The organism is Sorangium sp. So ce1504 (genome assembly GCF_051521635.1).
Lineage (GTDB): Bacteria > Myxococcota_A > Polyangia > Polyangiales > Polyangiaceae > Sorangium > Sorangium cellulosum_B.
Map to the genome: position 1 here is coordinate 7,527,462 of NZ_CP150365.1, position 25,998 is coordinate 7,553,459.

The 25,998-nt window shown below is 71.5% G+C and carries 20 protein-coding genes; 8 read left to right on the top strand and 12 right to left on the bottom strand.

Translation table 11 applies throughout. The features are described from left to right. Positions 1–12 precede the first annotated feature (12 nt). The 4 genes from WMF39_RS28285 to WMF39_RS28300 form a co-directional block, all read right to left on the bottom strand. Positions 13–786, bottom strand: coding sequence for an SDR family NAD(P)-dependent oxidoreductase (locus WMF39_RS28285; protein ID WP_437739593.1), 774 nt, complete (start codon positions 784–786; stop codon positions 13–15). Beyond that, positions 783–1,901 (bottom strand): hypothetical protein, encoded by a 1,119-nt coding sequence (locus WMF39_RS28290; RefSeq protein ID WP_437739594.1) that lies wholly within the window; start codon positions 1,899–1,901, stop codon positions 783–785. The genes WMF39_RS28285 and WMF39_RS28290 overlap by 4 nt, the downstream gene beginning before the upstream one ends. After that, positions 1,898–3,139 carry an enolase C-terminal domain-like protein gene (locus WMF39_RS28295; protein ID WP_437739595.1) on the bottom strand — a complete coding sequence of 414 codons (1,242 nt, stop codon included), beginning with the start codon at positions 3,137–3,139 and terminating at the stop codon, positions 1,898–1,900. The genes WMF39_RS28290 and WMF39_RS28295 overlap by 4 nt, the downstream gene beginning before the upstream one ends. Positions 3,140–3,485: 346 nt before the next feature. Then, the gene (locus WMF39_RS28300; RefSeq protein ID WP_437739596.1) at positions 3,486–3,647 is read right to left on the bottom strand and encodes a hypothetical protein; all 162 of its coding nucleotides are present in this window, start codon (positions 3,645–3,647) and stop codon (positions 3,486–3,488) included. Between the two features lie 252 nt (positions 3,648–3,899). On the opposite strand from WMF39_RS28300, the gene WMF39_RS28305 reads away from it, so the two are divergent. Further along, a complete protein-coding gene (locus WMF39_RS28305; RefSeq protein ID WP_437293066.1) occupies positions 3,900–4,760 on the top strand; it encodes a PAS domain-containing protein in 861 nt (286 codons plus the stop codon). Positions 4,761–4,812: 52 nt separating this feature from the next. Here WMF39_RS28305 and WMF39_RS28310 read toward each other — a convergent pair whose 3' ends face one another. Next, complete coding sequence (locus tag WMF39_RS28310) at positions 4,813–5,427, bottom strand: antibiotic biosynthesis monooxygenase family protein (RefSeq protein WP_437739597.1); 615 nt, start codon at positions 5,425–5,427, stop codon at positions 4,813–4,815. A gap of 51 nt (positions 5,428–5,478) precedes the next feature. After that, a complete protein-coding gene (locus WMF39_RS28315; RefSeq protein WP_437739598.1) occupies positions 5,479–5,919 on the bottom strand; it encodes a hypothetical protein in 441 nt (146 codons plus the stop codon). A gap of 239 nt (positions 5,920–6,158) precedes the next feature. On the opposite strand from WMF39_RS28315, the gene WMF39_RS28320 reads away from it, so the two are divergent. The 3 genes from WMF39_RS28320 to WMF39_RS28330 all read left to right on the top strand — a co-directional run bounded on the left by WMF39_RS28320 (position 6,159) and on the right by WMF39_RS28330 (position 10,411). Beyond that, on the top strand, positions 6,159–6,695 hold the full coding sequence (locus tag WMF39_RS28320) for a GNAT family N-acetyltransferase (protein WP_437739599.1): 537 nt from the start codon (positions 6,159–6,161) through the stop codon (positions 6,693–6,695). 110 nt (positions 6,696–6,805) lie between these two features. Continuing rightward, positions 6,806–7,492, top strand: coding sequence for a GNAT family N-acetyltransferase (locus WMF39_RS28325; protein ID WP_437739600.1), 687 nt, complete (start codon positions 6,806–6,808; stop codon positions 7,490–7,492). A 219-nt stretch (positions 7,493–7,711) separates the two neighbouring features. Further along, complete coding sequence (locus tag WMF39_RS28330; RefSeq protein WP_437739601.1) at positions 7,712–10,411, top strand: protein kinase domain-containing protein; 2,700 nt, start codon at positions 7,712–7,714, stop codon at positions 10,409–10,411. Between the two features lie 24 nt (positions 10,412–10,435). On the opposite strand, the gene WMF39_RS28335 is transcribed toward WMF39_RS28330, so the two are convergent. The 4 genes from WMF39_RS28335 to WMF39_RS28350 are packed head-to-tail and all read right to left on the bottom strand — an operon-like array spanning position 10,436 to position 14,371. Beyond that, the gene (locus WMF39_RS28335) at positions 10,436–11,188 is read right to left on the bottom strand and encodes a response regulator (RefSeq protein ID WP_437739602.1); all 753 of its coding nucleotides are present in this window, start codon (positions 11,186–11,188) and stop codon (positions 10,436–10,438) included. A gap of 14 nt (positions 11,189–11,202) precedes the next feature. Next, a complete protein-coding gene (locus WMF39_RS28340; RefSeq protein WP_437739603.1) occupies positions 11,203–12,738 on the bottom strand; it encodes a sensor histidine kinase in 1,536 nt (511 codons plus the stop codon). Next, positions 12,735–13,643 carry a hypothetical protein gene (locus WMF39_RS28345; protein WP_437739604.1) on the bottom strand — a complete coding sequence of 303 codons (909 nt, stop codon included), beginning with the start codon at positions 13,641–13,643 and terminating at the stop codon, positions 12,735–12,737. Before WMF39_RS28345 ends, WMF39_RS28340 begins: the two co-directional genes overlap by 4 nt. Beyond that, positions 13,640–14,371, bottom strand: coding sequence for a sensor histidine kinase (locus WMF39_RS28350; RefSeq protein ID WP_437739605.1), 732 nt, complete (start codon positions 14,369–14,371; stop codon positions 13,640–13,642). Before WMF39_RS28350 ends, WMF39_RS28345 begins: the two co-directional genes overlap by 4 nt. A gap of 936 nt (positions 14,372–15,307) precedes the next feature. Between WMF39_RS28350 and WMF39_RS28355 the strand changes: the two genes are divergently transcribed. After that, a complete protein-coding gene (locus tag WMF39_RS28355; protein WP_437739606.1) occupies positions 15,308–16,381 on the top strand; it encodes a GDSL-type esterase/lipase family protein in 1,074 nt (357 codons plus the stop codon). 87 nt (positions 16,382–16,468) lie between these two features. On the opposite strand, the gene WMF39_RS28360 is transcribed toward WMF39_RS28355, so the two are convergent. Continuing rightward, entirely contained in the window at positions 16,469–18,616 is a 2,148-nt protein-coding gene (locus tag WMF39_RS28360; protein ID WP_437739607.1) for a pentapeptide repeat-containing protein, read from the bottom strand. A 203-nt stretch (positions 18,617–18,819) separates the two neighbouring features. Between WMF39_RS28360 and WMF39_RS28365 the strand changes: the two genes are divergently transcribed. Continuing rightward, entirely contained in the window at positions 18,820–19,659 is an 840-nt protein-coding gene (locus WMF39_RS28365; protein ID WP_437739608.1) for a hypothetical protein, read from the top strand. Positions 19,660–19,760: 101 nt separating this feature from the next. On the opposite strand, the gene WMF39_RS28370 is transcribed toward WMF39_RS28365, so the two are convergent. After that, a complete protein-coding gene (locus tag WMF39_RS28370; RefSeq protein ID WP_437739609.1) occupies positions 19,761–20,606 on the bottom strand; it encodes a hypothetical protein in 846 nt (281 codons plus the stop codon). A gap of 561 nt (positions 20,607–21,167) precedes the next feature. Here WMF39_RS28370 and WMF39_RS28375 point away from each other — a divergent pair. Continuing rightward, positions 21,168–25,397 carry a TOMM system kinase/cyclase fusion protein gene (locus WMF39_RS28375; RefSeq protein ID WP_437739610.1) on the top strand — a complete coding sequence of 1,410 codons (4,230 nt, stop codon included), beginning with the start codon at positions 21,168–21,170 and terminating at the stop codon, positions 25,395–25,397. 151 nt (positions 25,398–25,548) lie between these two features. After that, entirely contained in the window at positions 25,549–25,998 is a 450-nt protein-coding gene (locus tag WMF39_RS28380; RefSeq protein ID WP_437739611.1) for a BMA_0021/BMA_0022 family TOMM bacteriocin, read from the top strand.

A 25,998-nucleotide genomic window follows, 5' to 3' on the forward strand; every position in this document is an offset into this window, starting at 1 on the left:
GAGACGCTGCGGTCATTGGTTCACCCCGGAGGCGAGGAATCCACCGTCGACTGTGATGCTCGTACCGGTGATGAAGCTCACCGCGTCGGAGCAGAGAAAGAGGGCCGCGCCGACCAGCTCCTGCGTGTCGCCGAAGCGGCCGAGGGGCGTGCGAGCGAGCAGCTCCTGCCCGCGCCCTGTGCCGTTGAGGAGGGCGCGGTTGAGGTCCGTCACGAACACGCCCGGCACGAGCGCGTTCGTCCGGATACCGTGCTTCGCCCACTCGGCGCCGAGGCTCCGGGTGAGCGCCAGCACAGCCGCCTTCGACGCCCCGTAGGCCGCGACCTCGTGGAACGCGACGAAGCTCGACAGCGAGGCGATGTTGACGATGCGGCCCCGGCCGCTGTCCTTCAACGGGCCATGGAAGGCCTGGCAGGCGCGCAGCATGCCGGTGACGTTCGTGTCGAGCAGGCTGCCCCACTCGGCCTCTCCGACCTCGGCGGTGGGCTTCCGGAAGGTCCGACCGGCGCAGTTGACGAGGATGTCGACGCCGCCGAACGCCTCGACCACGCGGTCGCGCAGGGCGTCGAGCGTCGCGCGATCGCTGACGTCGCACGCCGCCTCGATCGAGCGGACGCCCCGCCCGCGGATCTCGGCGGCGACCGCCTGCACGCGGTCCGCGCGGGTGCCCGTGGCGACCGTGTGGGCGCCCGCCTCGGCGAGGCCGAGGGCGATCGCGCGCCCGATACCGGAGGTGCCACCGACCACGACGGCCGTGCGGCCCGAGATGTCGAAACGGTTCGTCATGCTCCCAGCCAGTCCTTCGCGATGCCCCCGAGGAGCGCCCGCGCGTCGCGCTCGATCTGCGCGTCGGTCGGCGGGACGGGCATCGCCCCGTAGCGCCGGGCCAGCGCTGAAGCGATCGACCGCCGCGAGTGGCGCCACTTGTAGATCAGCTGATCGAGGACGCGCGCGTCGGAGTGCTGCGGCACGAAGGTCGGCCCGAGCATCTCCAGGCGCATCATCGTCGTCTCCTCGATGAGGCTCGGGTTGTTCATGAACCACCAGCAGCCGAACGGCAGGACGTTGGCGAACTTGCGCGCCACGACGCAGAGGGGGTGCGTGTTCTCGCGCGCGAGCGTCGTGACGAGGAAGCGCACGTCGGGGTTCTCCCCGGCGAGCCGCTCGAGCGGGGTCAGGTCGACCGTGCTCACCCCGTCGCCGGCCACGCCGAGGCGGGGGTTCACCGCGCGCCGGACGCCGATCATCATGGCGAACGGCAGCCCGTGATCGCGGCACGCGTCCAGCACGGCCCGGGGCGGCGCCGAGACCTCGTTGACCGAGATCGCCAGGTAGCGCGGCCGCATGCGGGTGATCCACCGCTCGAGCTCGGGCGCGAGATCGTCCGCGTGGATGAGCCGATCGAGGCGCAGCGCGGTGTAAAACCGCGGATCGGGCGTGGCGCCCGAGTCCCAAATCGCGCGCTCCACCGGGTCGGTCGGATCGTTCGTCATCGCGAGCGCGCTCACGCCCGCGAGCCGCAGCACGTCCTCCAGGTGATCCTCGACCCGGCGCTCGGCAAAGAAGGCGCGGGCCTCGCGCAGATCCGGCGCGGCGGGGTCGAGCCCGAACGCGGCGAGCACCGTCGCCACGCCCGCGGTGGCCTCGGACAGCGGCGATCGGCGGACGAAGAGCGACGCCCACACGAGATCGGCCTGCGCCTTCCTGTCGAGCGCGAAGAACGCCTCGGGCGTGACCTTCGGCTCGGCGCGCAGCGTCTCGGCGACGAGGTAATGGTACGTCAGGAGCTCGTCGACGCCCCAGAGGTTCAGCGCGGGGAACTGGGGCGCGAAGAGGTGGGTGTGAAGATCGATGATGGGCGCGGCGTCGACGGCCGCGGCCACGCGCTCGGCGAGGGTCATCTCGGCACCTCGGGGGTTCGGTCGTCCTTCGGATCGGCCCAGCGGTCGTTCGGCACGGTCGCGCACCAGGCCGGCCGCAGCGGGTCCTTGTCGTAGGGATAGGAGCCCAGCCGGCGGTACTCCTCGGCGTAGTGAGCGAGCTTCTCGCGATCGAGGCGGACGCCCAGGCCGGGACCGGCGGGGACGCGGATGCGGCCATTCCGGTACGGGAGCGGGCCTCCCTGGATCACGTCGTCGCGCAGGTGGTGATAGTGCGCGTCGGCGGCGAACGAGAGGTTCGGGATGACGGCGCCGAGGTGCAGCATCGTCGCGAGCTGCACGCCGAGCTCGCCCGAGGAGTGGACGGCGACGCCGAGGCCGAACGTCTCGCAGATCCCCGCCGCCTTCACGCACGGCCGGATGCCGCCCCAGAACGTCGTGTCGAGCAGGATGACGTCCACCGCCGTGTCGAGGACGTTCGCGGCGAGCTGCTCGAAGCCCACGACCACGGTGTTCGTCGCGAGCGGCATCCGCACCTTCTCGCGGGTGCGCCGCATCGCGTGGAGGCCGAAGACGGGGTCCTCGAGGTAGTCGTTGTTCAGGTCCTCGATCGCCTGCCCGAAGCGGATTCCCTGCTCCGTCGACCAGACCGCGTTCGGATCGAAGCGGACGCGATCCTCGCCCACGGCGGCGGCGACCGCGCGGTAACACTCGAGCTCGTAGTCCGGGTGGAACACGCCGCCCTTGAGCTTGTGCGAGGTGAACCCGTACGTCTTCTTCAGCGCCTTCGCCTGCTCGACGAGCTGCGTTGGCGTCCGCACCTCGCCTGACCCGTCGGCGTTCGGGTAGCGGAAGAAGAGGTAGGACGCGAACGGCACCTCGTCCTGCAGCTTGCCGCCGAGGAGATCGTGGACCGGCACGCCGAAGGCCTGCCCGAGCAGGTCGAGGCACGCGAACTCCAGCGCGGCGAGGACCTGGGTGCGGTTGTTGTAAAGAGAGGCGGTCGGGTTCGCGATCTTGAACCGCATCTCCTCGAGGCGGGCGGGATCGTGGCCGACGAGGTAGCCCTTCATCGCCCGGAACACGGCCTCGGCCGACTCGCCGCCGCCGCCCATCTCACCGAGGCCGATCAGCCCGTTATCCGCCTCGATCTCGACGATCGTGCGCACGAAGCGGCCCCAGTGACAGCCGTTGGCGTGGCGCAAGGGCGCCTCCAGCGGCACGGTGACGGTGGTGGCGCGGATATCGACGATTCTCATGCAGGACGGGACTCCAGGGGCCCCCAGCGGTCCAATGTGCCTCGACAAAGGCATCCCGCCGGGCAGTGACACCTGCCCCCGGGCGCCATCGCTCGATCTTTCCTTTTGCAGAGCGCGGGGAATGGATCGGCGAGGTGGCGAGTTTTATCTGTAGAGGCCTCCTTTGGAAAGAGGCTTGCCGAACGGCCTCGATGAATTCCCGGACCGTGCCGGACTGATCACGCCTCGCGGTCGAATCTGGACGGAGAGCTCGATCTCGTCGACGACGGCACGGGGGACCTCCGGGAGGGCGGCGCGCCGAGGTCGCTGCCGCGCCGCGCTGTCACGCCTGAGCCGCGCTGCGGGTTCACCGCCGCTCGCTGTCCAGGCGCCGCATCTGCTCCGCGCCGCAGCGATCGGCGGAGATCGCCGCCAGCGCCTCGAGCAACGCCAGGTCGTCCCTCGAGAGCGGCCGCTTGAGCGCGGCGAACGCATCGTCGAGCTGCGCACGGGTCTTCGCCCCGATCACGGGACGAACTCCGGCTGCCGCGCGAGCACCCACGCGATCGCGAGCTGTCCGGCCGCCGCGCGCCTCCCGTCGAACCCTCGCGTCGTCATGTAGCGGTAGTTAGCAAGGCGAGGGACACTCAGGCGCTCCCTGAAGCGGGGCACACGTCTCCGGGTCTCCGCGGTGATCCGCCGCATTTCTGCCCTTGCATGGCCATCCACGATGGCTGATAAAGGGAGGCTGGTCGGGGTCGGGGGAGATGGGCTTGGCTGAATGGCGTTCACACTCCGCTGCATCGACGTCTCGGACTGGAAGACCTTCGGGCTGCTCCAGCTCGTGATCGACACCATCCCGGATCCCATCTTCGTCAAAGATCGGCAACATCGCTGGATCGCCTGCAATCCGGGCTTCTGCAGGTTGATCGGGCAGCGCTACGACGATCTGATAGGCCGCAGCGACCCGGACTACTGGCCGAAGGAGCAGGCCGAGGTCTTCTGGAGCTACGACGACGTCGTCTTCAACTCGGGTGAGCCGAGCGAGAACGAGGAGAGCGCCACGGGCTCGGACGGGGTGGCGCGCACGATCTGGACGCGCAAGTTCCCCATGAAGAACGCTCAGGGGGAGGTGGTCGGCCTGTGCGGGCTCATCACGGACATCACCGACCTGAAGCAGCGGCACATGGAGGCCGAGCGGATGGCGGCCGAGAACCGGGAGCAGCGCGCGATCATCCAGATGCAGGCGGAGCTGCTCGATCGGGTGGCCATGCCGGTCATCCAGGTCTGGGAGGGGATCCTGCTCATCCCGCTGGTCGGCGAGATGAGCGATCGGCGCGCGGCCCAGGCGCTGGAGAGCCTGCTCGCGGCCATCGGGCAGCGGCGCGCGGAGTTCGTGATCCTCGACATCACCGGCGTGCCGGTGATCGACTCCGCCGTGGCGCGCCACCTGGTGCGCGCCGTGCAGGCGGCAGAGCTGCTCGGCTGCCGGAGCGTGATGGTGGGCATCGGCCCGGAGATCGCCAGGACGCTGGTCGGGCTGGGCATCGACTTCGGCCGGATCACCACGCAAGGCACGCTCCAGAGCGGGCTCGCCTACGCGATGAGCCGCCTCAGCGCGCAGCGCGCGGCCGCCCGCTGAGCCCGGGGTCGACCCTTCGGCGCGCGGTGCGCGTGGCCGCCGCGGCACCGGCTCATGGCGCCGCGGCGGCGAGCGCCTTGATGCGACGTACCGAGTCTTCGACGGTGATCCCCTCGATCTCGGCGGTTTCCCAGTGGGTGACTACATAGCCGGGCTCGAGCAGCTCGTCCGCGGCGTCGACCCCGGCGAGGTGGGCCGGGCTCATGACGAACTCGTACATCGCCTCGGTCGAGGCCCACACGGCCAGCGTGCGCCCGGAGCCGCAGGAGGGCGACCCGCCCAGCTGGATGGCCAGGAGGCCGGGCTGCGACGCGAGCTGCGCATGGATTGCCTCGAAGATTGGCACGTATCGCTCCATCACGGCGTCGCCCGGCCGCGTCACCCCGTACGTGGCGCTGACCGCGTACGACGACCCCTCCGGAGGCGGCCGGAGCTTCCCGGTCGCCGGATCGACGCCGGGCCCGCTCAGCGTGTCCATCTCCAGATCGGCTTCGAGCACGCCCCCCGTGCACTCGGGCAGGGGAGCGTCGGCCGCCTTCGCGCCGGAATCGGAGCCGCACCCCGCCGTCATCGCGCCGAGCGCCGCGATGACGGCGGCGAGCACGCGCGAGGAGCGCTCGATCGTCGCGCTCGGCATCTGGTCGAATCCACATGTCGTCATGATCATGGTCCTCTCTCCTCTGTCCGTTGTCGGGGACTCTGTCCGTGGCCGGAAGGCTCAGTCAGCGCGCGAGACGATCCCGAAGACGAGGTCCGGGAACGTCCTCGCGAGGCGGCGTGAGTGGAAATTCGCCTTGCGGCCCATGCTCCGCACCTGCACCGGGGTGCCGGGCGGCGGCGCGTCGCCGACGGTGACAGCCCATGTGAGGTTCTCGCCGGTGCGCACGGCGACATAGGTGTACGAGCCGGCCGGGAGTCGCTCCTCGACCAGGCCGGCGATGGGCGCCCGGTCGGCGGCGTCGCGGGAGAGCTGGCCGAGCGGGTTCCCGGCCGCCGCGTCGAGCGGCCCGGCGGCCACAGAGGGCCTGTCGAGCCGCCACGCGAGCACGACGAAGAGCGCCGCGAAGACCGTGAGGCCGAGGAGCGGCTTCACGAGCCGGCGCCGGGCGGATCGCGGCGCGGAGCTCCGCGCCGCGCGGGCCGAGGAGACGAGCGTCATCTGTGGCTCCTTGCGAGCACGCCTCGGGCCTCCCTCCGTGGGGGCGCCGCGGCGTGACTGGATGGACCTCAGTTCCCGGACGCTCGCGGAACGTTCAATCGACGCTGCTCTTTCGCCCACGGCGGCCCGAGCAGCCGCGGCGCGCGGCGCGACGGCCCCCCGGGGTCGCCCTCCCCCGGAGCCCCGTCGCGCCCCGAGGTTGCGGGGGCGCCCGTGGCTGCCTAGCCTGCGCAGCCCCGATGACATCGACGTTCATCCGACCTGCCGTCGAGTCCGACCTGCCTCACCTGCCCGAGATCGAGCGCTCGGCGAGCGACGCGTTCCGGGGGACGGACCTCGACGTCGAGGCCCTGGCGAACGTGACGCCGGCGGAGGGCTGGCGCGGCGCGCTCCGGGCCGGGACGCTCTGGGTGATGGACGACGGCGCCGGCGAGCCGATCGCGTTCCTGGGCGCCGAGGCGGCCGGCGAGGAGCTCCACATCCGCGAGCTCGACGTCGTCCTCGACCGCCAGGGGCGAGGGCTGGGGCGACGCCTGCTCGCCCACGTCATCGCGTGGGCGCGGGCCGCGAGGCTGAAGGCGATGACCCTGACCACCTTCCGGACCGTCCCCTGGAACGGGCCGTTCTACGCCTCGATGGGCTTCCGCGAGCTGTCGCCGGCCGAGGCGTCCCCGCGGCTCGCGGAGATCCTCGAGAACGAGGCGCGCCAGGGCCTCGACCCGACGCAGCGCTGCGCCATGCGGCTCGACCTCGATCGCGGCGACAGCGCTTCGTAACGGCTCCTGTCCAACGCGGTCCACGCCGCGATCGGGCCTTTGAACGGACTGAGCGCCTCCGCGGACGGCCTTCTTGGGGTGGAGCGAGCCGCCATGATAGGGCTCGATCCATGAGCACCGCGTGGGACTGGGTCGTTCCGATTCGACAGAAGCACTTCGGCGAGCCGCTCGGAGGCCTCTACCCGCTCGAGCGCCTCGCCGACGGCGAGGCCTACTGGGCGCTGCACAAAGCCGAGCTGCTCCGCCATTTCCCGCCCGAGGTGTTCTTCAACCTCGGGGCGCTGTCCGGCGAGGAGGGCGAGCGCGCCCGCGCCCGCCTCACGGCGTCGGAGGGAGCCGACCGCCTCGCAGACTTCTGGGCGGTGCGCGACGGCGAGGCGGTCGTGGCCATGTTCTCGGGCCACCAGAGGGACGCAGAGACCTACCGCATGTGGCACTCGGCCGTTCACCCCGACTACCGCCGGCGCGGCCTGTACCGGGAGTTCCTCCGCCGGGTCCTCGCCTACACGCGAGAGCTCGGCTTCGACTACGTGGTCAGCGAGCACGCCCCTGGCAACAACGCGGTGCTCATCGCCAAGCTGAAAGCAGGGTTCCGCATCGTCGCCATGGATATCGACGCCGCCACGGGCGCCAGCCTGAACCTCAGGTACTTCCACAACGAGGCGCACCTCAGGGTCTATGAGTTCCGCTGCGGCCTGGCCACGCTCGACGAGCGCCTCCTCGCGGCCGGCACCGGCGCGATGCCGCTCTTGCTGGAGCAGCTCCGGCGCGGATCGGGCGCCGACCCGAAAACATAACGCATCGAGACAACCCAGCCTCCCGACAGGCCGGCTGCGTCGTGAACGAGGGAGCGAGATCGGGCCAGGATCCTCGCGGAGCTCGGAATCAGGGCGACGCGCACGACGCGCGTCCGCGCCGGCCGAGTCCGCCATCGCGCCCCGCGCAGGTGCCACGGCACATTCGCACCGTTCGTCCGCCTTGCCTCACGCTCCAGTGAGAGTGCATCCTTCACGCGCATGCTGCCTGGCAGGCTGCTGGACGGCCGCTTCGAGCTGGCGGAGATCGCCGGATCCGGAGGCATGGGCACCGTTTACCGGGCCTTCGATCGCTCGAGCGGGACGGTGGTCGCCGTCAAGCTGCTGCGCAGGGCGGCGGACGCGCGCGCGCAGGCGCGCTTTCTCCGCGAGGCAGAGACGCTCTCCCGGCTGGAGCACCCCCACATCGTGCGGTACGCGACGCACGGCATGGCGCCGACGGGGGAGCTGTACCTCGCGATGGAGTGGCTCTCCGGCGAGAGCCTCTCGGATCGGCTGGCGCGGCAGGAGCTGCGCATCGACGAGTCGATCGCCCTCGTGAGGACGGTGGCAGACGCGCTCGGCGCGGCGCACGCGCGCGGGATCGTGCACCGCGACATCAAGCCCAGCAACCTCTTCCTGGTCGAAGGCGCGCTCGATCGGGTCAAGCTCCTCGACTTCGGCATCGCGCAGCTGGCGGACGCCTCGAAGCGGCTGACGCGGACGGCGGCGGTGCTGGGCACGCTGGGCTACATGGCGCCGGAGCAGGCGCGGGGCGAGCGGGACAGCCTGGACGCGCGCGCGGACATCTTCTCGCTCGGATGCGTGCTCTACGAGTGCCTCACCGGGAAGCCGGCGTTCCGCAAGCAACACCCGATGGCGCTCGTGTGGAAGCTGCTCCTGGAGGAGCCGCCGAGGGCGAGGGAGCTGCGGCCCGACGTGCCCCACGCGCTCGACGAGCTCGTCGCGCAGATGCTGGCCAAGGATCCCTCGGCGCGGCCCGAGGACGGCGCGGCCGTGGCGCGCACCCTGGACACGCTCGGCGCCTGGACGAGGAGCAAGGTGTCCTCGGCCCCCCTTCCCGGCGCGGTCATCACCACGGGCGAGAAGCGCCTGGTCTCGATGGTGGCGGTCCGGCCGGCGCAAGCCTCGTTCTTCGAGTCGACAGAGTCGCTCGATCTGCACGCGTCACCGCCGAACACGCTCGCCGTGGTGCGCCGCGCGGCGATGCCGCTGAGCGCGCAGGTGGAGGAGCTCGGCGACGAGATCGTGGTGACGCTCGTGGCGAGCGCGGGCAACGCGACCGACCAGGCGGCGCTCGTGGCGCGCTGCGCGCTCGAGATCTGCGCGCAGCTCCCCGGCGCGGCGGTCGTGCTGGTGACGGGGTGGGGCGAGCCGGCGGGTCGATCGCCGCTCAGCGAGGTGCTGGACAGGGCGGCCGCCCTGCTCGACGAGGCCGCCGCGACCGGCCGCGCGGAGAGCCGGCGCGAGGGGGTCCACATCGACGCGGTGACGCGCGCGCTGCTCGACGTGCGCTTCGAGGTCGTGGAGCGGGGCGGGCTCTCCTGGCTCAAGGCGGAGCGCGAGATCGGCGAGGGGCCGCGCAAGCTCCTGGGCAAGCCGAGCCCCCACGTCGGGCGCGAGCGGGAGCTGCGCCACCTGCTCGACCTCGTCGACGAGAGCTTCGCCGAGCGGCGCGCCGCGGTGGCGCTGGTGACCGCCGCGGCGGGCATGGGCAAATCGCGCCTGCGCCACGAGGCCGTCGAGGTGCTGCGCCAGCGCCACCCCGACGTGAGCCTGAGCGTCGTCCGCGGCGACTCCATCGGCACGGGCGCCGCGTTCGCGATGCTCGCCGGGTCGCTGCGGGGCGCGCTCGGGATCGCCGCGGGCGAGGCCGTCGACGCGCGGCGACGGAAGCTCGCGCAGGCCCTCGCGCCGCTCTTCTCGGGCGAGGAAGGGCTACGGGTGGGCGGGTTCCTGGGCGAGCTGCTCGGCGTCGCCCCCCTCCCCGACGAGGACCTGCCGGCGCTGCGGGCCGCGCGGCACAATCCGGCGCTGATGGCCGAGGGGATCCAGCGCGCGTACCTCGACTACGCGCGCGCCGTGACGGCCGCGCGCCCCGTGCTCGTCGTGCTCGAGGATCTCCACTGGGGGGACGCGCCCTCGATGGGGATCTTCGACCGGGCGCTGCGGGAGCTCGGCGACCGGCCGTACGCGCTGCTCGCCTTCGCCCGGCCCGAGGTTCACGCGGCCTTCCCGAGGCTCTGGGCCGAGCGGGGCCTCTCGGAGCTCCGGTTGCGCGAGCTGCCCGCCCGCGCGGCCGAGCAGCTCGTGCGAAGCGCGCTCGGCGGCGCGGGCAGGCAGCTCGCGCCCGGGGAGATCTCCGCGCTCATCCAGCGGGCCGGTGGCAACGCCTTCTATCTCGAGGAGCTCATCCGGGCCCTTTCGGAAGGGCGCGGCGGCGCGCTGCCGGAGACGGTGCTGGGCATGGCGGAGGCGCGCCTCGCGGCGCTCGGGCCCGAGGCGCGGCGGCAGCTGCGGGCGGCGAGCGTCTTCGGGGAGGTCGCCTGGGTGGGCGGCGTGCGCGCGTTGCTCGGCGCCGGGACGTCGGGGACGAGCGAGCGTGACGCGTGGGCCGAGCTGGTCGAGCGCGAGATCATCGAGCGCCGGCCGAGCTCCCGGTTCGCGGGCGAGGAGGAGATCGCCTTCTGCCACCCGCTCTTGCGGGAGGGGGCCTACGCGATGCTGACGGATCGCGACCGGGCGCTCGGCCACCGGCTCGCCGGCGAGTGGCTGCTCGAGGCCGGCGAGCAGGATCCGATGGTGCTGGCCGACCACTTCGCGCGGGGCGACGACCCCGCGCGCGCCGCGGAGCAGCACCTGCGCGCGGCAGAGCTGGCCAGCTGGCCGAGCGCTACCTGAGCCGACGCCAGCGCGACGTCGCCGTCATCGATGCGCCGCGTCCCCGCGCGCGCGGGCGATCGTGTGGATGAGCTCGCGCGCGTCGAACGGCTTGTGCAGGCACGCGTACCCGCCCTTGCTCATGATCGCGCTGACCATCTCCGGGACCGCGTGGCCGGTCATGGCGATCACCGTGACGCGCTTCTTCAGCCCCCGCATCTGCGCGCACGTCGTCACGCCGTCCTGATCGGGCATGACGAGATCGAGCACGCAGACGTCGATGCCTCGCTCGACGACGTACTGGACGGCGGCCCGCCCATCGTGGACGGCGAGGGCCGACAGCCCCGCGGCCCGGAGCACCGCCACGATCGAGTCGGCGACCTTCGGGATGTCGTCCACCACGAGGACGGCCGGCGAGTCCACCGCGCGAGCGACGATGCGCGCGAGGTGGTCCATCGAGAACGGCTTGTGGATCACCGTGTACACGCCCTCGGCGATCGCCTCCTCGATGAGCCTCTCGAGCGCGAACGCGGTCATCAGCACGACGGTGAGCTCCGGCTGGATCCTCTTGAGCTCCCGGAACGTCTCGACGCCGTTGAGCCCGGGCATGCGGATGTCGCTGATGACCAGCGTGAACGCCTGCTGCCGGACGAGCTCGAGCGCGTGGATGCCGTCCCTCGCCTCCACCACCTCGTAGCCCTCGAGCTCGAGGCTGGCGGCGAGCGTGATGCGCATGCCCTCCTCGTCGTCGATCACGAGCACCCGCTTGCCCCGCTGCGCGGCCTCCTGCACCTGCATGGCTTGTCCCCCCGTCATACGCCCTGAGTTCCGGTCGGCGTCAGCGCTGGCTCCGCGGCCTCCGGCTCCTCGCGCACCGGCAGCCGCACGACGAAGGTCGTGCCGTTGCCGAGCGCGCTCGTCGCCTCGATCTTGCCGCCGTGCCGCTCCACGATCCCGGCGCTGATCGCCAGGCCGAGGCCCGTCCCCTTCAGCTTGGTGCTGAACAGCGGCTCGAAGATCCGCGCGAGCGTCTCCTCGGAGATGCCCGTCCCATCGTCGACGACCGAGAGCGTCACCCCGTCGCCCGTCCGCTCCGCGGCGATGCGCACGCGCCCCTCGCGCTCGGCCGGGATCGCCTCGGCCGCGTTCTGGATCAGGTTCACGAGCACCTGCCGGAACTGGTCCTTGTCGATCTCCACGACAGGGAGCGTGTCCGGTACGTCGTTGTCGACGCGCACGCGCGGCGGGATCTCGACGACCGAGATGGCGTCGTCCACGAGGGGCCTCAGCGCGCACGCCGCGAAGCGCGGCCGCCGCTCGCGCGCGAAGTCGAGCAGGTTGTCGATGATCTTGGCGCACGCCGCGAGCTCTTTCTCGATGATCGAGAGGAACTGCGCCACGCGGGGCTCCGCGCCGAGCTCGGTCCCTACAATCCGCTTCTTGAGGTAATGGTTCGCGTTCCGGACGGCGCCGAGCGGGTTCCTCAGGTCGTGCCCGACGCTCGCCGCGAGCTGCCCCACCGCCGCGAGCTTCTCCATGCGCATCCTGGCCTCCTGGGCGTCGCGGAGGCTGGAGGCCATCTCGTTGAACGCCGCGCTCATGCGACCGAACTCGTGCTCATCGAGCACCGAGAGGCGCAGCCCGAGATCCCCTTGGGCGATCCGCCGGGAGCCGTCGAGCAGCGAGTTGAAGCCGCGGTCCACCGAGCGGAGGAGCCGCCCGAGCAGCACGACGAGGACGAGCAGCGCGCCGCCGGTCGCCGCCGCGCCGAGCAACGCCACCCGCGCCCGGAGGTGGCGCTCGTCGTCGAGGATCCTGGCCACGTCGCGCTCCGCGTCGTGCACGGCCGCGCTGATGTGCGGGAGGAACTCCGACTTGTACTCGCGGTCGGCGAGCTGCACGAGCATCTCGTGCCGCTCGTTCGTGCGCTCGCGCTCGACATGGGTCGCGGCCGCCACGCCTTCGACGATCCGCGCAAAGCTCGCTCGCATGAGGCCGATGTGCTCGATCTCCTCCGTCGATTCCTCGTCGCTCTCCCTGATCTCCTCGTCGGCGATCATCGCCCTCTTGCGCGCCTCGATGGCGTCGAGATCGCGCGACGTGGCCTCGGCCGCGCTCGTGAGCTCCGCGTTGAGGCTGCCGTGGAGCACCGACTTGACCGCCTCGTTCATGTAGCGGCTGGCGTTGCTGGCGAGGGTGACGTGCAGCTTCAGGTCGTCGTAGGACGCCTCGGCGCGCCGCTGAAAGACGAGCATCTCCGCGATGGCGAAGTAGAAGGCGCCGCCGGCGACGAGGACCGCCGCCAGCGCGACGCCGAAGATGGCGGCCAGTGTGGCTCGAATGCTCATGGGGAGCGGCTCCTGCTTGCGTGCTTCACGTGGTCGTCGCCGTCGCCCGCGAGCTCGAACTCCCTCGTGACGAGGAGCATGAGCCCGGCGTCGGGCGTCTCCCCCGCGAGGCCGAGCTCGAGCGCGGCGCCGAGCTCCAGGCCGGGCGCCGGGTGCCAGAGCACGCCGGGCGCGAGGAGCAGCGACGTCGTGTCTTCGATCTCGGCGGCGAGCTCGAGGGTCGGCACCACGTCGCCGAGCGGCAGGATCACGCCCAGCGAGGCGCCGGGGCTGAGCTCCGTGGCGTCGCTCCCGGCGGCCGGGAGCCGGATCTCGGCCGACGCGGAGATGCCCACGTGCACGCGCCCGATCGCCTTGTCGAGGCTCACGAACGGCTCCAGCGCGTAACCCGGCGCGCCGAGCTCGCGCGCGCCGGCGGGGAGCGCGGCCCCGAGCCCCGCGGACAGCGCGAGCCCGAGCCCCCGCTCGTTGACGAGGTTGTACAGGGCCTCCAGCTCGACAGAGCCGAGCCCGGCCACGACGCCGCTGTCCTGGCGCGCGAGCTCCAGGGGGAGCTCTCCCCCGAGCTGCAGACGATCGGTGATCCCGAGCTCCAGCAGCAGCGGGATGCGGAAGCCGACCTGGCGCCCGTCGCGTTCCCACCTCGGCGCGCTCGTGATCTGCAGCTCGAGCGCCTCCTGCGGAAAGGCCGTCTCGCCAAGGAATAGCTCCTCGATCGGCGGCCGCGCCGCCTCGTCCTCTGCCTCCGTCCGCTCCGGCTCCGCGGGCGCGGCCGCCGTCGACGCGAGCAGGAGCGAGACCAGCGAGACCAGCGAGGCCCGGGGGCGCGCCCGCCGCGCGAACGGCACGGCCGCCGGCTCCCGGGCCGCCGGCGCGCGCCCTGCGGGCGGACCGCTCACGCTCACGGCGCCGGCTCCGATCCGGCGTCGCGGAGCACCGGCGCGGCGGCGAGCGGCAGCGCGATGACGACCGACGAGCCGTGCGCCCGAGGCTCGACGGCGAGCGACCCGCTGTAGCGACGGGCGACCCGCCTCGCGATGTTCAGCCCCAGGCCGGAGTGACCCGGCTTGGTCGTGTAGAACGGCCGCAGGATCGCCTCGCTGTCCGCCTCGCAGGGGACAGCCGCCGCGTCCGTGACCTCGATGCAGTACCGCGCGGCGCTCGAGGTGCCCCGAACCGTGACCACGCCGTCCCCCGGCGTCGACTCCACGGCGCTCTCGATCAGGCACCGCACCGCGACGGCGAGCTCGATCGGGTCCGCCTCGACGTCGCCGTCCTGAGCCGAGAGGACGATGCGGGCCCCGGACGCGCCGATGCGCGCGCACGCCGCCGCGCGGCGCACGCAGCCCGCCGCGCTCACGCACACGCTCCTGCGCGTGAAGAGCCTCGCGGCGTCGACCGACTCCTCGAGCCGCGCGCTCGCCGCGACCACCTCCTCGTCGATGATCCCGAAGAACTCCTCGATCCTCGGATCCGCCGCGTAGGCCGCGTCACGCGCGACCTTCCGCTTGATGTAGAACGACGCATTCCGGACGATCGCAAAGCGGTTGCGCAGGTCGTGACGCAGCACGGACAGGATCTCGTCCGCGACCGCGGCCTGCTCCGCCGCACCCAGGGGATCCCAGCTGTTCATGCCGATCCTCGCTCCTCGGCCCTCGCGCGCAGCGCGGCTCGCCCGTCGCCGCCAGCGAGGAGCACTCGAACCCTTCTCTGCACCATCGCGCCGACGCCGCCGTCGCCTCGACCGTGGGAGAGCTTGGAATGAGTGCTTAAAAACACTGACACAAGCGCCGTCTCCCTGGGGCCATCGCGCGCCCGAGCCTCGCACCGCTGCGTCGCGGGCGCACAAGAGCACGCCTGGACGATCCGCGTCATCGGTCACGTCTACACGTCTGCACGTCTGGTGCGACGCCACCCCTCAACCAGCGTCACCCTTGATAAACATACGTGACAAAGTTTGTGTCAGTCAACGGCATAATAATGCCCTTCACAGCACATCTCCGTTCAACGGATTTCCGTCCACCTTCCGCCCTCATGCTTCTTGCGCTGCGCTGCCCTGCCCTGCATCACCGTGATTGCCCTGGTCGCACAGCCAACTGGCCAATCCGTCGCCGGACATCGCCGTGTGTCGTGAACGAACCGCCGCGGGTCTCCTCTCCACGAGCGTGGCGTCGGTGCGGCGGGTGGACAGGCGGGCGCGCTCGCGCCGGCGCTCGCGTCGGCCTCGATTCTGCCACTGCTTCACATTTGCGATGGGTGTGCTCCGGAGCGCACCCCGGCACGCAGATCCGAAAAAAAAACTCCTGTCCGTGATTGGTTGGGAGCCGTTCCCGACACAGTGACGCGAGCCGTGCTCGCCCCCCGTCACCCCCGCCGCTCGCCTCGCCGGCGTTGCCTTACCGCTCGCGGCGCGCCCTGCGCCCGCAGCGGTGCGCGCTCGGTCGAGGTGCCGGCCCGGCACCTCGACCGAGCGTGCCCTGGCGGCCTGCGGGACCGGGAGGCGAAGGGCCAGCGCCATCCGGCGTGGATGGGCTGATGCTCGTGTCGTGACTGGAGGAAAGGCATGTTCATGGACTGGAACGTTCGATCGGCCGCGCGCGCGCGCGGCCGGATGCTTGCCCGGGTGTCCTGTCTCGCGCTGCTCACCGCCGCCTGCTCCCCTGATCCGGAGACGGCCGCGGGCGGCGCCGGCGGAAGCGGGGGGGCGGGCGGCGCGGGCGGGAGCTCCCAACCGGAAGGGAGCAGCTCGAGCGCGAGCGCGGGCAGCACCGCGATCTCGGCCGGCTCCACGGGCGGCGCAGGGGTCGGGGGCGACGCGCCCGCCGGCTCGGGAGGCTCGGCGGGATCTTCAGGTGGGCCGAGCGGCAGCGGCGGCGCGGGCGACGGCGGCGCGGGCGGCGCGGGGCCGCTGCCGGACATCACGATCTGGATCGCGGGGGACTCCACGGTCGCCAACGGGCAGACCCCCTGCCCGGCGGGCTGGGGCGGCCAGTTCGCGGCGCTCTTCGACGACCGGGTCACCGTGGTGAACAGCGCCGTCGGCGGCCGCAGCGTGCGCACGTGGCTCTACAACGTGCAGACCACCATGGATAGCGCGGGGGAGTGCGAGCTCGCGCGCGACTCGAGCGGCGAGCCCGTGCTGCAGGCCAGGTGGGTCCAGATGCTCGACGGCATGAAGCGGGGCGATTATCTGTTCATCCAGTTCGGCATCAACGACGGCTCGCGCACGTGCGATCGGCACGTGGGGCTCGACGCCTTCAAGTCGAGCTACGGGATGATGGCCCGCGCCGCCGAGGAGCGAGGCGCCCAGCCCGTGTTCGTGACCCCCGTGAGCGCGATCTCCTGCAGCGGGAGCACGGCCCGGGGGACGCGCGGCGGCTACGTGACCGCGACCCACGAGGCGGGCGAGGAGTACGGCGTGCCGGTCATCGACCTGCACGAGCTCAGCGTCGCGCTCTACGACGCCCTGGGCTTCTGCCCGGTCCCCGGGGGCGACGTGAGCGCGACGACCAGCGGCCCCGTAGGCGAGTTCTTCTGCGATGATCACACGCACTTCTCGCGCTCCGGCGCGGAGCAGATAGCGAAGGTCATGGCCGGCGCCGTCCGCGATCAGAAGCTCGGCCTGGCCGCGTACCTCGAGTGATCCGCGCCGGCGCGCGCCGGCCAGAGCTCACGAATGCTCGTCGTGCCCGCCTTCGTCACCGGCGTGTACCGCCGGAGGTAAAGGCCGCTACGGGCGTTTGGAGGCCTGCGGGAGCTTGGCGCCGTCGAGCTTGGCGCCAGTGAGCTTCACGTACTGCAGGTCCGCGTCGCGGAGGTCGGCGCCGCGGAGGTCGGCGCCGTCGAACTCGGCGCCGGTGAGCTCGGCGCCGGCCAACTTCGCTTCGCGGAGGTCGGCGTTCGAGAAGACGACGCGGCCGCAGCGAGCGCCCTCGAGATCCGCCCCGCGGAGGTCGGCGCGGCGGAAGACGCAGTCGTAGAGATCGACCCCCTCGAGGCGCGCGTTCGAGAACTTCGCCTCTTCGAACGGGATCACCATGAGGTCTGCCTTGCGCAGGTCGGCTCCCGTGAGATCGATGCCCGAGAGCTGCACGAACCCGCCGCTCGACGTGCGCCAGCGCGACCGCCAGCGGTTCCAGCGCTCGATGCCGTCTTTGACCTCACCTCGCAGCATCGCGCGCGACTCTTCGAACGTAGGAAGCAGCATCTCGATGAGCTTCTTCTCGCTCAGCTTGATGACTTTGTCGCCCCTGGCGATGCGCGCGTCGATCTCGGTCTCCGCCTTCGACGGGACGTGCTTCACGTACGGAATACGCGCGCCGACGAAGTGCGTCGCGTCCTTCGCCTTCTTCGCGACCGTGCCGCCCAGCTCGAGCAGCATGTCTTCGCGGAACTCGCGCGACGTGCGCACATCCATCGCCGAGCTCTGGAATCTGCCTGCGTAGAGAATGCAACTCCCGGCGAGGCGCTCCTCGAACATGCCTTGCGGCTTCTTCTCCGCCAGCGGGGTGAAGCCGAGCTCGAAGGGAGTGACACGCTTCTTCGTGCCTTCGATCGCGCGGATGGCGAGGTTGCCGTGCCCGTCGATGTACGCGATCTCGGTTCCGTCCTCGGAGGCGGTGAGCGGGAGGATCTCGAAGCCGTGGAACTCGATGTCCTCCGGAGCCTCGGGCTCGTCGAGCCATTTGCCCTCCTCGGCGTCGGCCATCCTCGTACGGCCCGCGGAGTCGACGACGACCGCGCGGACATCGTCGACGAACGCGACCTGCCCGAGGCGCTTGTCTGGATGGGAGAGGGTAGCCGTTACCTCACCCGAACGCGGATCGATGAAGACGAGCGCGCTGTCCGACGAATGATTGCTGATGTCACGATCGATGCTGACGGCGATCCATCCGACGCGCGAGACGGCGACGCCGCCGCAGCGCTCGGGCGCACCGCTCTCCAGCTCGATCGCATGGACGGGTGTCTCCGGATCGTCGAGCCGCCAGATCCGGACCGCGTCGGACACCGAGACGGCCCAGGTGTCGTCGGACCCGAACGTGCAGGCCGACACCTTGGCGTCGTGCGAGAGCGTCGCGGTGCGGACGCCGCGCGCACGGTCCCAGAGCTCGACGTTCGACGCGACCACCGTCTCGCCGTCGGCCAGGAACGCGAGCCAGCGACAACCGGCCGGGCCCCCGTCCTGCTCGCCCGAGCCATAATCTTCCTGGAAGCGATGGGAGCCCAGGAGTCGCACGGGCTCGAGCGATGCGCCGTCCCAGAGGTGGACGTCGCCTTGTCCGTGGCCGCCGGCGAGCACGCTGCCCTCGGGTGAGAACGCGAGTACGAGGATCTTGGAGCTCTTTCGCTGGGCGAGCTCCTTCTTCGACTTGCGATCGAAGACGCGGACGATGCCCTTCTGTCCGCCGGTCGCGAACGTCGCTCCGTCGGGTGAGAAGGCAAACGCGAAGATCTCGCCTGCGGGCTCGCTCAGGTCGTGAAGTCGTTTGCCGGTACGCGCGTCGAAGACGTTGGCGACGGAGTCTCCTCCATAGGTCGCGACGATCGCACCGTCGGCGCTCACGGTCGCGAAGGCGAACTTCCTCGTCGCCTTCTCTCCGAGCTTCCACGAGAGCTCGCCGTCCTGGCCGAGGCGCGCGATGGATCCACGCGCCCACAGGAGAAGGTCGCCGTCAGGCAACGCGAAGACGCCAGTGAAGCGACCGGTCACGGTCTGCTCGTCGAGGACACGACCGTCGTCGACGGCGAAGCGATGCACCTTCGTGCGCTTCTCGCCGGTCACGAGAGCCACGAGCGCTCTGGAGTCCGGAGAAAAATCGAGACCAGTGAAGCTGCCGGACGCGTTGAAGCGGGTGGCCCCGAAGACCTGTCGGATCATCGAACCGAACCTTATTCGGATCCGTTGCCTTTCAGCGCTCCATCGGTCGTCATTCTCGGACGTGCGAGCCGGCGCGCGCACATGGGGTGACCATCGGGGCTCGACAGGCGTTGATGTCGCGGCCGAGCCCACCGCGATCGAGGACGAAGCGGCGTTCGGGCGACCAGCTACCGGTCCGGCCGCGGATCGAGTACTTGATCTCGGTGACGCGCCATCTGCTCGGCCTCTCCGCGCTGATCTCCGGTCTCGTCCTCGCCGGATGCAATGCGATCTCGGGTATCGGCAGCCTGACCTTCGACGGCGTGGGCGCGAGCGGAGGAGGCGGCGCCCCGCCTGGCGATGGGGGTGGCGGGCCGGGCGGCGGCGGCGGTGAGGCGGGCGGCGGCGGCGGTGAGGCGGGCGGCGCGGGCGGCGGCGGCGGTGAGGTGGGCGGCGCGGGCGGCGGCGGCGGCGAGTGCGACGGGGAGCCGTGCCCGGCGCCGACAGGCGTCGACGTCGTGGAGCAGACCTATACCGAGCTGCGCGGCAGCCCCGGTACGGCCACCCCTGCCATGGACCGGTGCCCGGAGAGCCAGGTGCTCCTCGGGTTTCGAGGGTCCCTGGGACCGCTGGGGGAGTCGCTCATCCATGCCAAGATCCAGGCGCAGTGCGGCCACCTGGAGCTCACGGGAGACGGCCCGTACACCATCACCATGATGCCCGGCGACGTGACCCCTTTCCAGGGCAGCGAGGGCACCGAGTCCTGGGAGATGGTGTGCCCGGAGAACGAGGTGGTGGTGGGCTTCAGCGGTTGGTCTGGCAGGTACCTCGATCTCCTCTTCATCGCTTGTGCGCCGCTCCTCGTGACGGGACCTCCCGGCGATCTCCGCGTCGAGCTCGGCCCCGTCACGTGGCCGGACGGCGTGGGCGGCGACGGCGGCAGCGAGTTCCCGGACACCTTCTGCGGTGCAGACCAGGTCGCGAACCTCGTTCAGACCGTCGTCGAGGGCGGAGCCATCGGCGCCTTCGGCCTGGGCTGCACGACGCCCTCGCTCACGTACTGAGCCGCCCGCGCTTGCGCCGGGGGCGCGCTCTTCATGCGTCAGGTGCGAGAGCTCTTGCGATCCGACGGATCGCAACAGTTCGCCCCCGCGGAATCGCTCCGTCAGAACCCGATGTCCTCGCGGATGGCGACCACGATCTTGCAGTGGTTCACGAGATCGTCCGTCGTCTTGACCTCGGTCGTGTAGTTGAGACCGTACGGCCAGAAGTGCTGCGTGTCCGCGTGCACGACGTCGCTCTCGTTGCCCGTGATGGCCCTGAGCTGGCGCGTCGCCGCCTCGCCCGTGAAGACGCCATCCACCACCAGCGCGCCGAACTCGCGGCTGCCGACCCCCACGGTGTGACCGATCTCGTGCATCGCGGTGATGTAGTTCATGGAGCTCGTCGCGCCGAACCGGATGGACCCATTGACGTTGCCGTCGGCCGTCGCGACCGACGGCACGTAGGACACCGACAGGCGCTTCTCGATGCTCGTGTGACAGTTGTAGTACGACAGCGCCTCATCCATCGCGCTCGTGATGTTGTCGTACGCAGACTGCTGCTCCGCCGTCGGCGAGGCGACCTTCGCGAGCGTGTAGGTGATTCCCCCGGTCCCCGGGCAGCCGGCGCCCGCGCCGCCCGCGCCGCCGTCGCCCGCGCCGCCCGTGCCCGCTTCGCCCGCGCCCGCGCCGCCGTCGCCTGCGCCGCCGCCGCCCGCGCCGCCGCCGCCCGTGCCCGCTTCGCCCGCGCCCGCGCCGCCGCTCCCCGAGGCGCTGCCGCCCGTTCCACCGTCTCCGCCTCCGCCGGTCGCGCCGCCTCCCGAGGTGTGTCCGCCGGAAGCCGCGGCGCCGCCGCTCCCGCTGGCGACGCTGCCGGCGTCCGCCGGGCTGTCACCCGAGCCCGCGCACGCGACCGGACCAGCCGCCGCGAGCGCGAGCAGAACGATGTGGGTCGCCAGTTGCCTCAGCATGTTTCGTGCTCCTTCCACAAAGGATTGAAAAGCATTGAATCGTCGCTCACCGCCGAAGGAACGCTCTCGGCTCCCCGCGCGCGCCGAGCGCCGGCGAAGTCCGCGTCACCGCCCTCTCACCGGCCGTGCCAGAGGTCAACTCGCTGCTTTCCACCGCGACTTGCTCGGTCGCCGCGACAGCAGTCACGATAGAAGATTGTAGCTGAATCGAACACGCAGGCGGAGCTCGGCCGCCGTCCCGCGCGAGTCGCGCCCGCGCACGCCTGCCCGGATCCCTGAAGCCGATCCCCACGGAGCCGACCGGACGCGAGCGTCTTCCGGGGTTTCTTCGCCGAATCCGCCGGAACCCGGTCGGCATCGACGGACGTCGACGGAGTACCACCCTATATGAACCAACGTGAGCAGCGAGGTCGGCCGTGGACAAGCTGTGCTGACGAGATCGACAGCCGCTCTGTCCAGACGCTTCATCGATGAGGCGGGCCGGCCGGCGCAGCGCGCCGCCCTTCCCGGATCACGCCCGCTCCCCCGGTCGCGCCGGGCCGCCCGGCGGAGGGAGAGGGGATGAGCCGCAGCGCCATCGCCACGGGCGCCGTGTTCCAGGAGCGCTACGAGATCGTCTCCGCGCTGCGCGAGAGCGGCTTCGCCGACGTCTACAAGGGGCGTCAGCTCGCCACCGGACAGACGGTGGCCATCAAGGTCATGCACCCGATCCGGGGCAGCAAGTCCGCCGACGTCGCGCGGCGCTGCGCCCGCTTCCACCAGGAGGCGCGGTTCTGCGCGCAGCTCCACCACCCCAACATCGTCCGGCTCATCGACGCCGGACAGATGGACGACGGCACCCTCTACATCATCTTCGAGTTCGTGCCCGGCCAGAACCTGGCGGAGGTGCTGGCCGAAGAGATCGCCCTCGATCCGCGCGAGGCGCGGTACCTGATGCTCCAGGTCCTCGACGCCCTCGGCTGCGCCCACGGGCAGAACGTCGTCCACCGCGACCTCAAGCCCAGCAACATCATGATCGTCTCGACCGGGGCGCGGCGAAACGCGCTGGTGCTCGACTTCGGCATCGGCGCGGTCATCGCCGGGGCCATGGAGGGCGTGGATCCCAAGCTCACCCCGAGCAACGAGATCCTCTGCACGCCCGCCTACGCGGCGCCGGAGCAGCTCCTCGGACAGCCGGTGAGCGTGCGTTCGGACCTGTACGCCTGGGGGCTCGTCTTCCTCGAGTGCCTCACCGGCAGGCCGTCGATCACCGGCAGGTCGCTGCAAGAGGTGCTCTTCCGGCAGGCCAGCCCCGAGCCGATCCCGATCCCCCCGGCGCTCCTCGGGCACCCGCTCGGCGCCCTCCTCCGGCGCGCGACCCTCAAGGACATGGCCGCGCGCGTCGTCACGGCCTCGAGCCTGCTGCGCGAGCTCGAGGCCTGCGACGTGGACGCGCTGAGCCGCGAGGACCTCGTCGAGCCCGCGCGAGCGCCGCGCTCGCCCCCGGCCCCGACCCGAGGCGCGGCGGACGCGAGCCCGTGGCGCCGCGTCGCGAGCGAGACGGCGCCGCTCGACGCGCCCTCGCGGGAGCCCCGGGCGCTGCCGAGCGACCACGCGGCGGCCGAGACGATGCCGTCTCCGGCCACGCCCCGGCGCGTGGACGCGCCGGCCCTGCCGGGGCCAGAGGCACCGGCGCTGGAGCGACCCGACGGCGAGCGGCGGCCCCTCACCGTCGTCTGCTGCACCTTCACGGCCTCGGGCCCGGGGCTGAAGACCACCGACGTCGAGGAGATCGACGACCTGCTCGACGAGCAACAGGACGCCTGCGCCGAGATCGCCCGCCGCCACCGGGGGCGCTTCGCGGGCGCGCTGGGGGATCAGGTCCTGCTGCACTTCGGCTATCCCTCCGCGCAGGAGGACGACGCCCGGCGCGCCGCCCGCGCGGCGCTGGAGGTCGTGGCGGACGTGGAGGCGCGCAGCGCGCAGCTCACGGCGGCGCGGGGCGTGGCGCTCGAGGTCCGGATCGGGCTCCACACCGGCCTCGTGGTCGCCGGCCAGATCCATCGGTACACGCAGCACCTCGGGACGACACCGCAGATCGCGGCCCGGCTGAGCGCGGCCGCGGCGCCGGGCACGATCGTGGTCAGCGGCGAGGCCTTCAGGCTCCTCCGGAGCCGGTTCGCGCTCGAGCCGATGGCGCCGCCCGATCTCTCGCCCGTCGCGCGCCCGCTCGCGATCTACCGCATGGGGCAGGAGCTCCCTCCCCCGGCCCAGGACCAGGACATCGCCGGTCGCGACACCGAGCCGCTGATCGGGAGGAGCCAGGAGCTCGATCTCTTGCTCCAGCGCTGGGGCCAGGTCCGGCAGGGCACCGGGCAGAGCATCCTCGTCACCGGCGGCCCCGGGATCGGCAAGTCGCGCCTCACCGGGGAGCTCGTCCGGCGGCTCCGCGGCGAGCGGCACAGCTGCCTGGAGTGCCGCTGCGTGCCCGATCAGCGGAGCAGCGCGCTCTACCCGTTGATCGAGCTCCTGGAGCGGTTGATCGAGACGGGCCGGGACGACGCGCCGGGGCGCCGGCTCGCCCGGCTCGAGGCGCTCCTCTCGCGCCGCGGCTTCGACCTTTCGGAGATGGTGCCGCTGCTGGCGGCGCTGCTGTCGATCCCCCTGGACGAGCGCTACGCCGCCCCGATGGACCCGCCGCCGCGGCAGAAGGAGCGGACGCTCAACGTGCTCGTGACGATGCTCTTCGACATGGCCGAGGAGCAGCCCGTCCTGTTCATGGTCGAGGACCTGCAGTGGGCCGATCCGACGACCCTCGAGTGGCTGGGCGTGATGATCGCCGACGTGCCCTCGGCGCGGCTGATGGCGGTCTTCACCGCGCGGCCCGAGTTCTCGCCGCCCTGGTCGATGTCGAGCATGCTCCAGATCCAGCTGAGCCGCCTGGATCGGTCGGACGTCGAGCACCTGGTGGCGCGCCTCGCCGGCGGCCGCGCCCTGCCTGGGCCCGTGCTGGCGCAGGTGGTCGACCGGACCGACGGCGTCCCGCTCTACGTCGAGGAGCTGACGCGGATGGTGCTCGAGTCCGGGGCGCTCGTGGAGGAGGGGGACCACTACCGCCTCGCCGAGCCGCTCTCGGCGCTCGCGATCCCCACGACGCTGCGGGGCCTCCTGGTGGCGCGCCTCGACCGGCTCGGCAGGGCCAAGGAGACGGCCCGCATCGCCGCGGCGCTCGGCCGGGAGTTCTGCCAGGAGGTGCTCTGCGCCGTGTCCGCGCTCGACGGGGAGCAGGTCCAGGAGGACCTCGATCGGCTGATGGCCGCGGATCTCATCCACAGGAAGCGGCGGCTGAACAACCCGACGTACCAGTTCAAGCACGTGCTCATCCGGGACGCGGCCTACGAGTCGCTCTCGAAGCGGAGCCGGCGGAAGGTGCACGCGATCATCGCCCGGACGCTCGAGGCGCGCTTCCCCGAGATCGTCGCGGCGCGGCCCCACCTGCTCGCGCACCACCACGCGGCGGCCGAGCAGCTGGAGCGGGCGATCGCGTACGCGGAGATCGCGGCGGAGCGCGCGCTGAAGCGGCCCGCGAACGCCGATGACACCGAGGCGATCGTCCATGTGACGCAGGCGCTCGGCTGGCTGTCGGCGATCGCGGACGCGCGGGAGCGCGCGCTGGCGGAGCTGCGCCTGAACAGCCTGCTGATCCTGGCGCTCGTACGCCGGCGCGGGTACATGCCGAGGGAGCTCGAGGCGGCGGTCCACCGCTGCGAGGAGCTGAGCGACGAGCTCGGGGAGAGCTCGATGACCCTGCCGACGCTGTGGGCGATGTTCTGGTACCACCACATGCGGAGCCATCGCCGCGAGGCGCGGGCGACAGCAGAGCGGTGGCTCGACCTGGCCAGGCGGTCGCAGGACACCGCGCAGCTGGTCTCGTCGATGGTGCTGCTGGGACAGTGCTCGTTTTTCGAAGGAAAGCTCTCAGAGGCCCGCCAAGAGCTCGATGGAGGCATCGCGCTCTACGACCCTCAGGCACATCGGGAGCACGCATTCTTCTCCGGCGTCGATGTCAAGGTGTGGGCCCAGTACACGCTCGCGGTGGTGCTCTACCTGATGGGCTGTCCAGCCCAGGCGCTCGCCCACGGGCAGGCCGCGGTGGCGTGGGCGCGCGAGCTCGATCACCTGAACAGCCTCGGGATGGCGCTGCTCCACCTGGCCGGCGTCTACCACTATGCCCGCGAACGGGAGCAGGTCTCCGCGACGATCGACTCCCTCCTCCAGCTGACGGAGCATCATCAGCTCTGGGTCACGGCTCACTGCTGGGCCCTGCGCTGCTGGACGCAGCGAGACCTCGAGCAGCTGAGACAGCACATCGAGACGATCCGGGACGGCGGCCAGCAGAGCGGCCTGCCGTACTGGCTCTCTCTCGTGGCAGAGCTCGAGGCCGAGCGCGGGCAACACGAGGCCGCGGTGGAGCAGCTCGCGGGCTGCCTGCTGCTCGCCGAGGAGTCGGGGGACGTGTACTACGTCGCGGAGCTCTACCGCCTGAAGGGGCTGTCTCTTCACGCCTTGGGCGCCGACGCGGATCAGGAGAGCGAGCGGTGCTTGCGGCGATCGATCGCTGTCGCGCGGGAGCAGGGCGCGCGAACGTTCGAGCTGCGCTCGACGCTGGCGCTCTGCCGGATGCTCGTGCAGCAGGCCCGGCGCGACGAGGCGCGCCGCCTGCTCAGGGAGATCACCGACTGGCCTGTGGAGTGCGCCGATCTTCCCGATTTTGCCGAGGCGCGAGCGCTGCTCCAGGAAGTGACCGATTGATCTGCCGCGGCGGCACCTCGGTCGCTTTCTGCGCATTTGCAGCTGCGTTTGTTTGCGTTGGATGCGCGAAGGGCTCGACGGCGCGCGGCGCCGGTTCAATGAGCTCCATATCCCATGCCAGGGCCTGCGGCACCGGCGATTGGAGGTGGCCATGTTTTCCCATCAATCATCCAAGTACATGTCCAGGATCGCGGAAACCGACGGCGCTCCCGCGCATCTCGACGAGGAGGCGCGCCTCCTGCACGAGCGAGGAGCGATGGAGGAAGGGCTCTCGGGGCTGGAAGGAGCCTGGTTGCGCGCCGTCGCTCTCTGCTGGGAAGATCCGACGCAGCGCGATCGGTTGAAGAGCGACCCGCGGGGGTACTTGATGGCTCGCTGCGGCTATGCGTTGCCGCCGGGGATCGACCTCACCATCCGCGAGGCGCGGGAGCCAGGCTCGCCGGGCGGCGACGCGCTGCGCCTCTGCGAGCAGCGCAGCGGCTGGGACCCCTCGGCGGGCGCCATCACGCTCTGTATCCCACCAGCGCCGGAGCTGGAGGATCAGCCCGTCGCGCTGGCCGAGCTCACGAGCGACCCCGGCTCGTCTTGCATCATTTGCTGA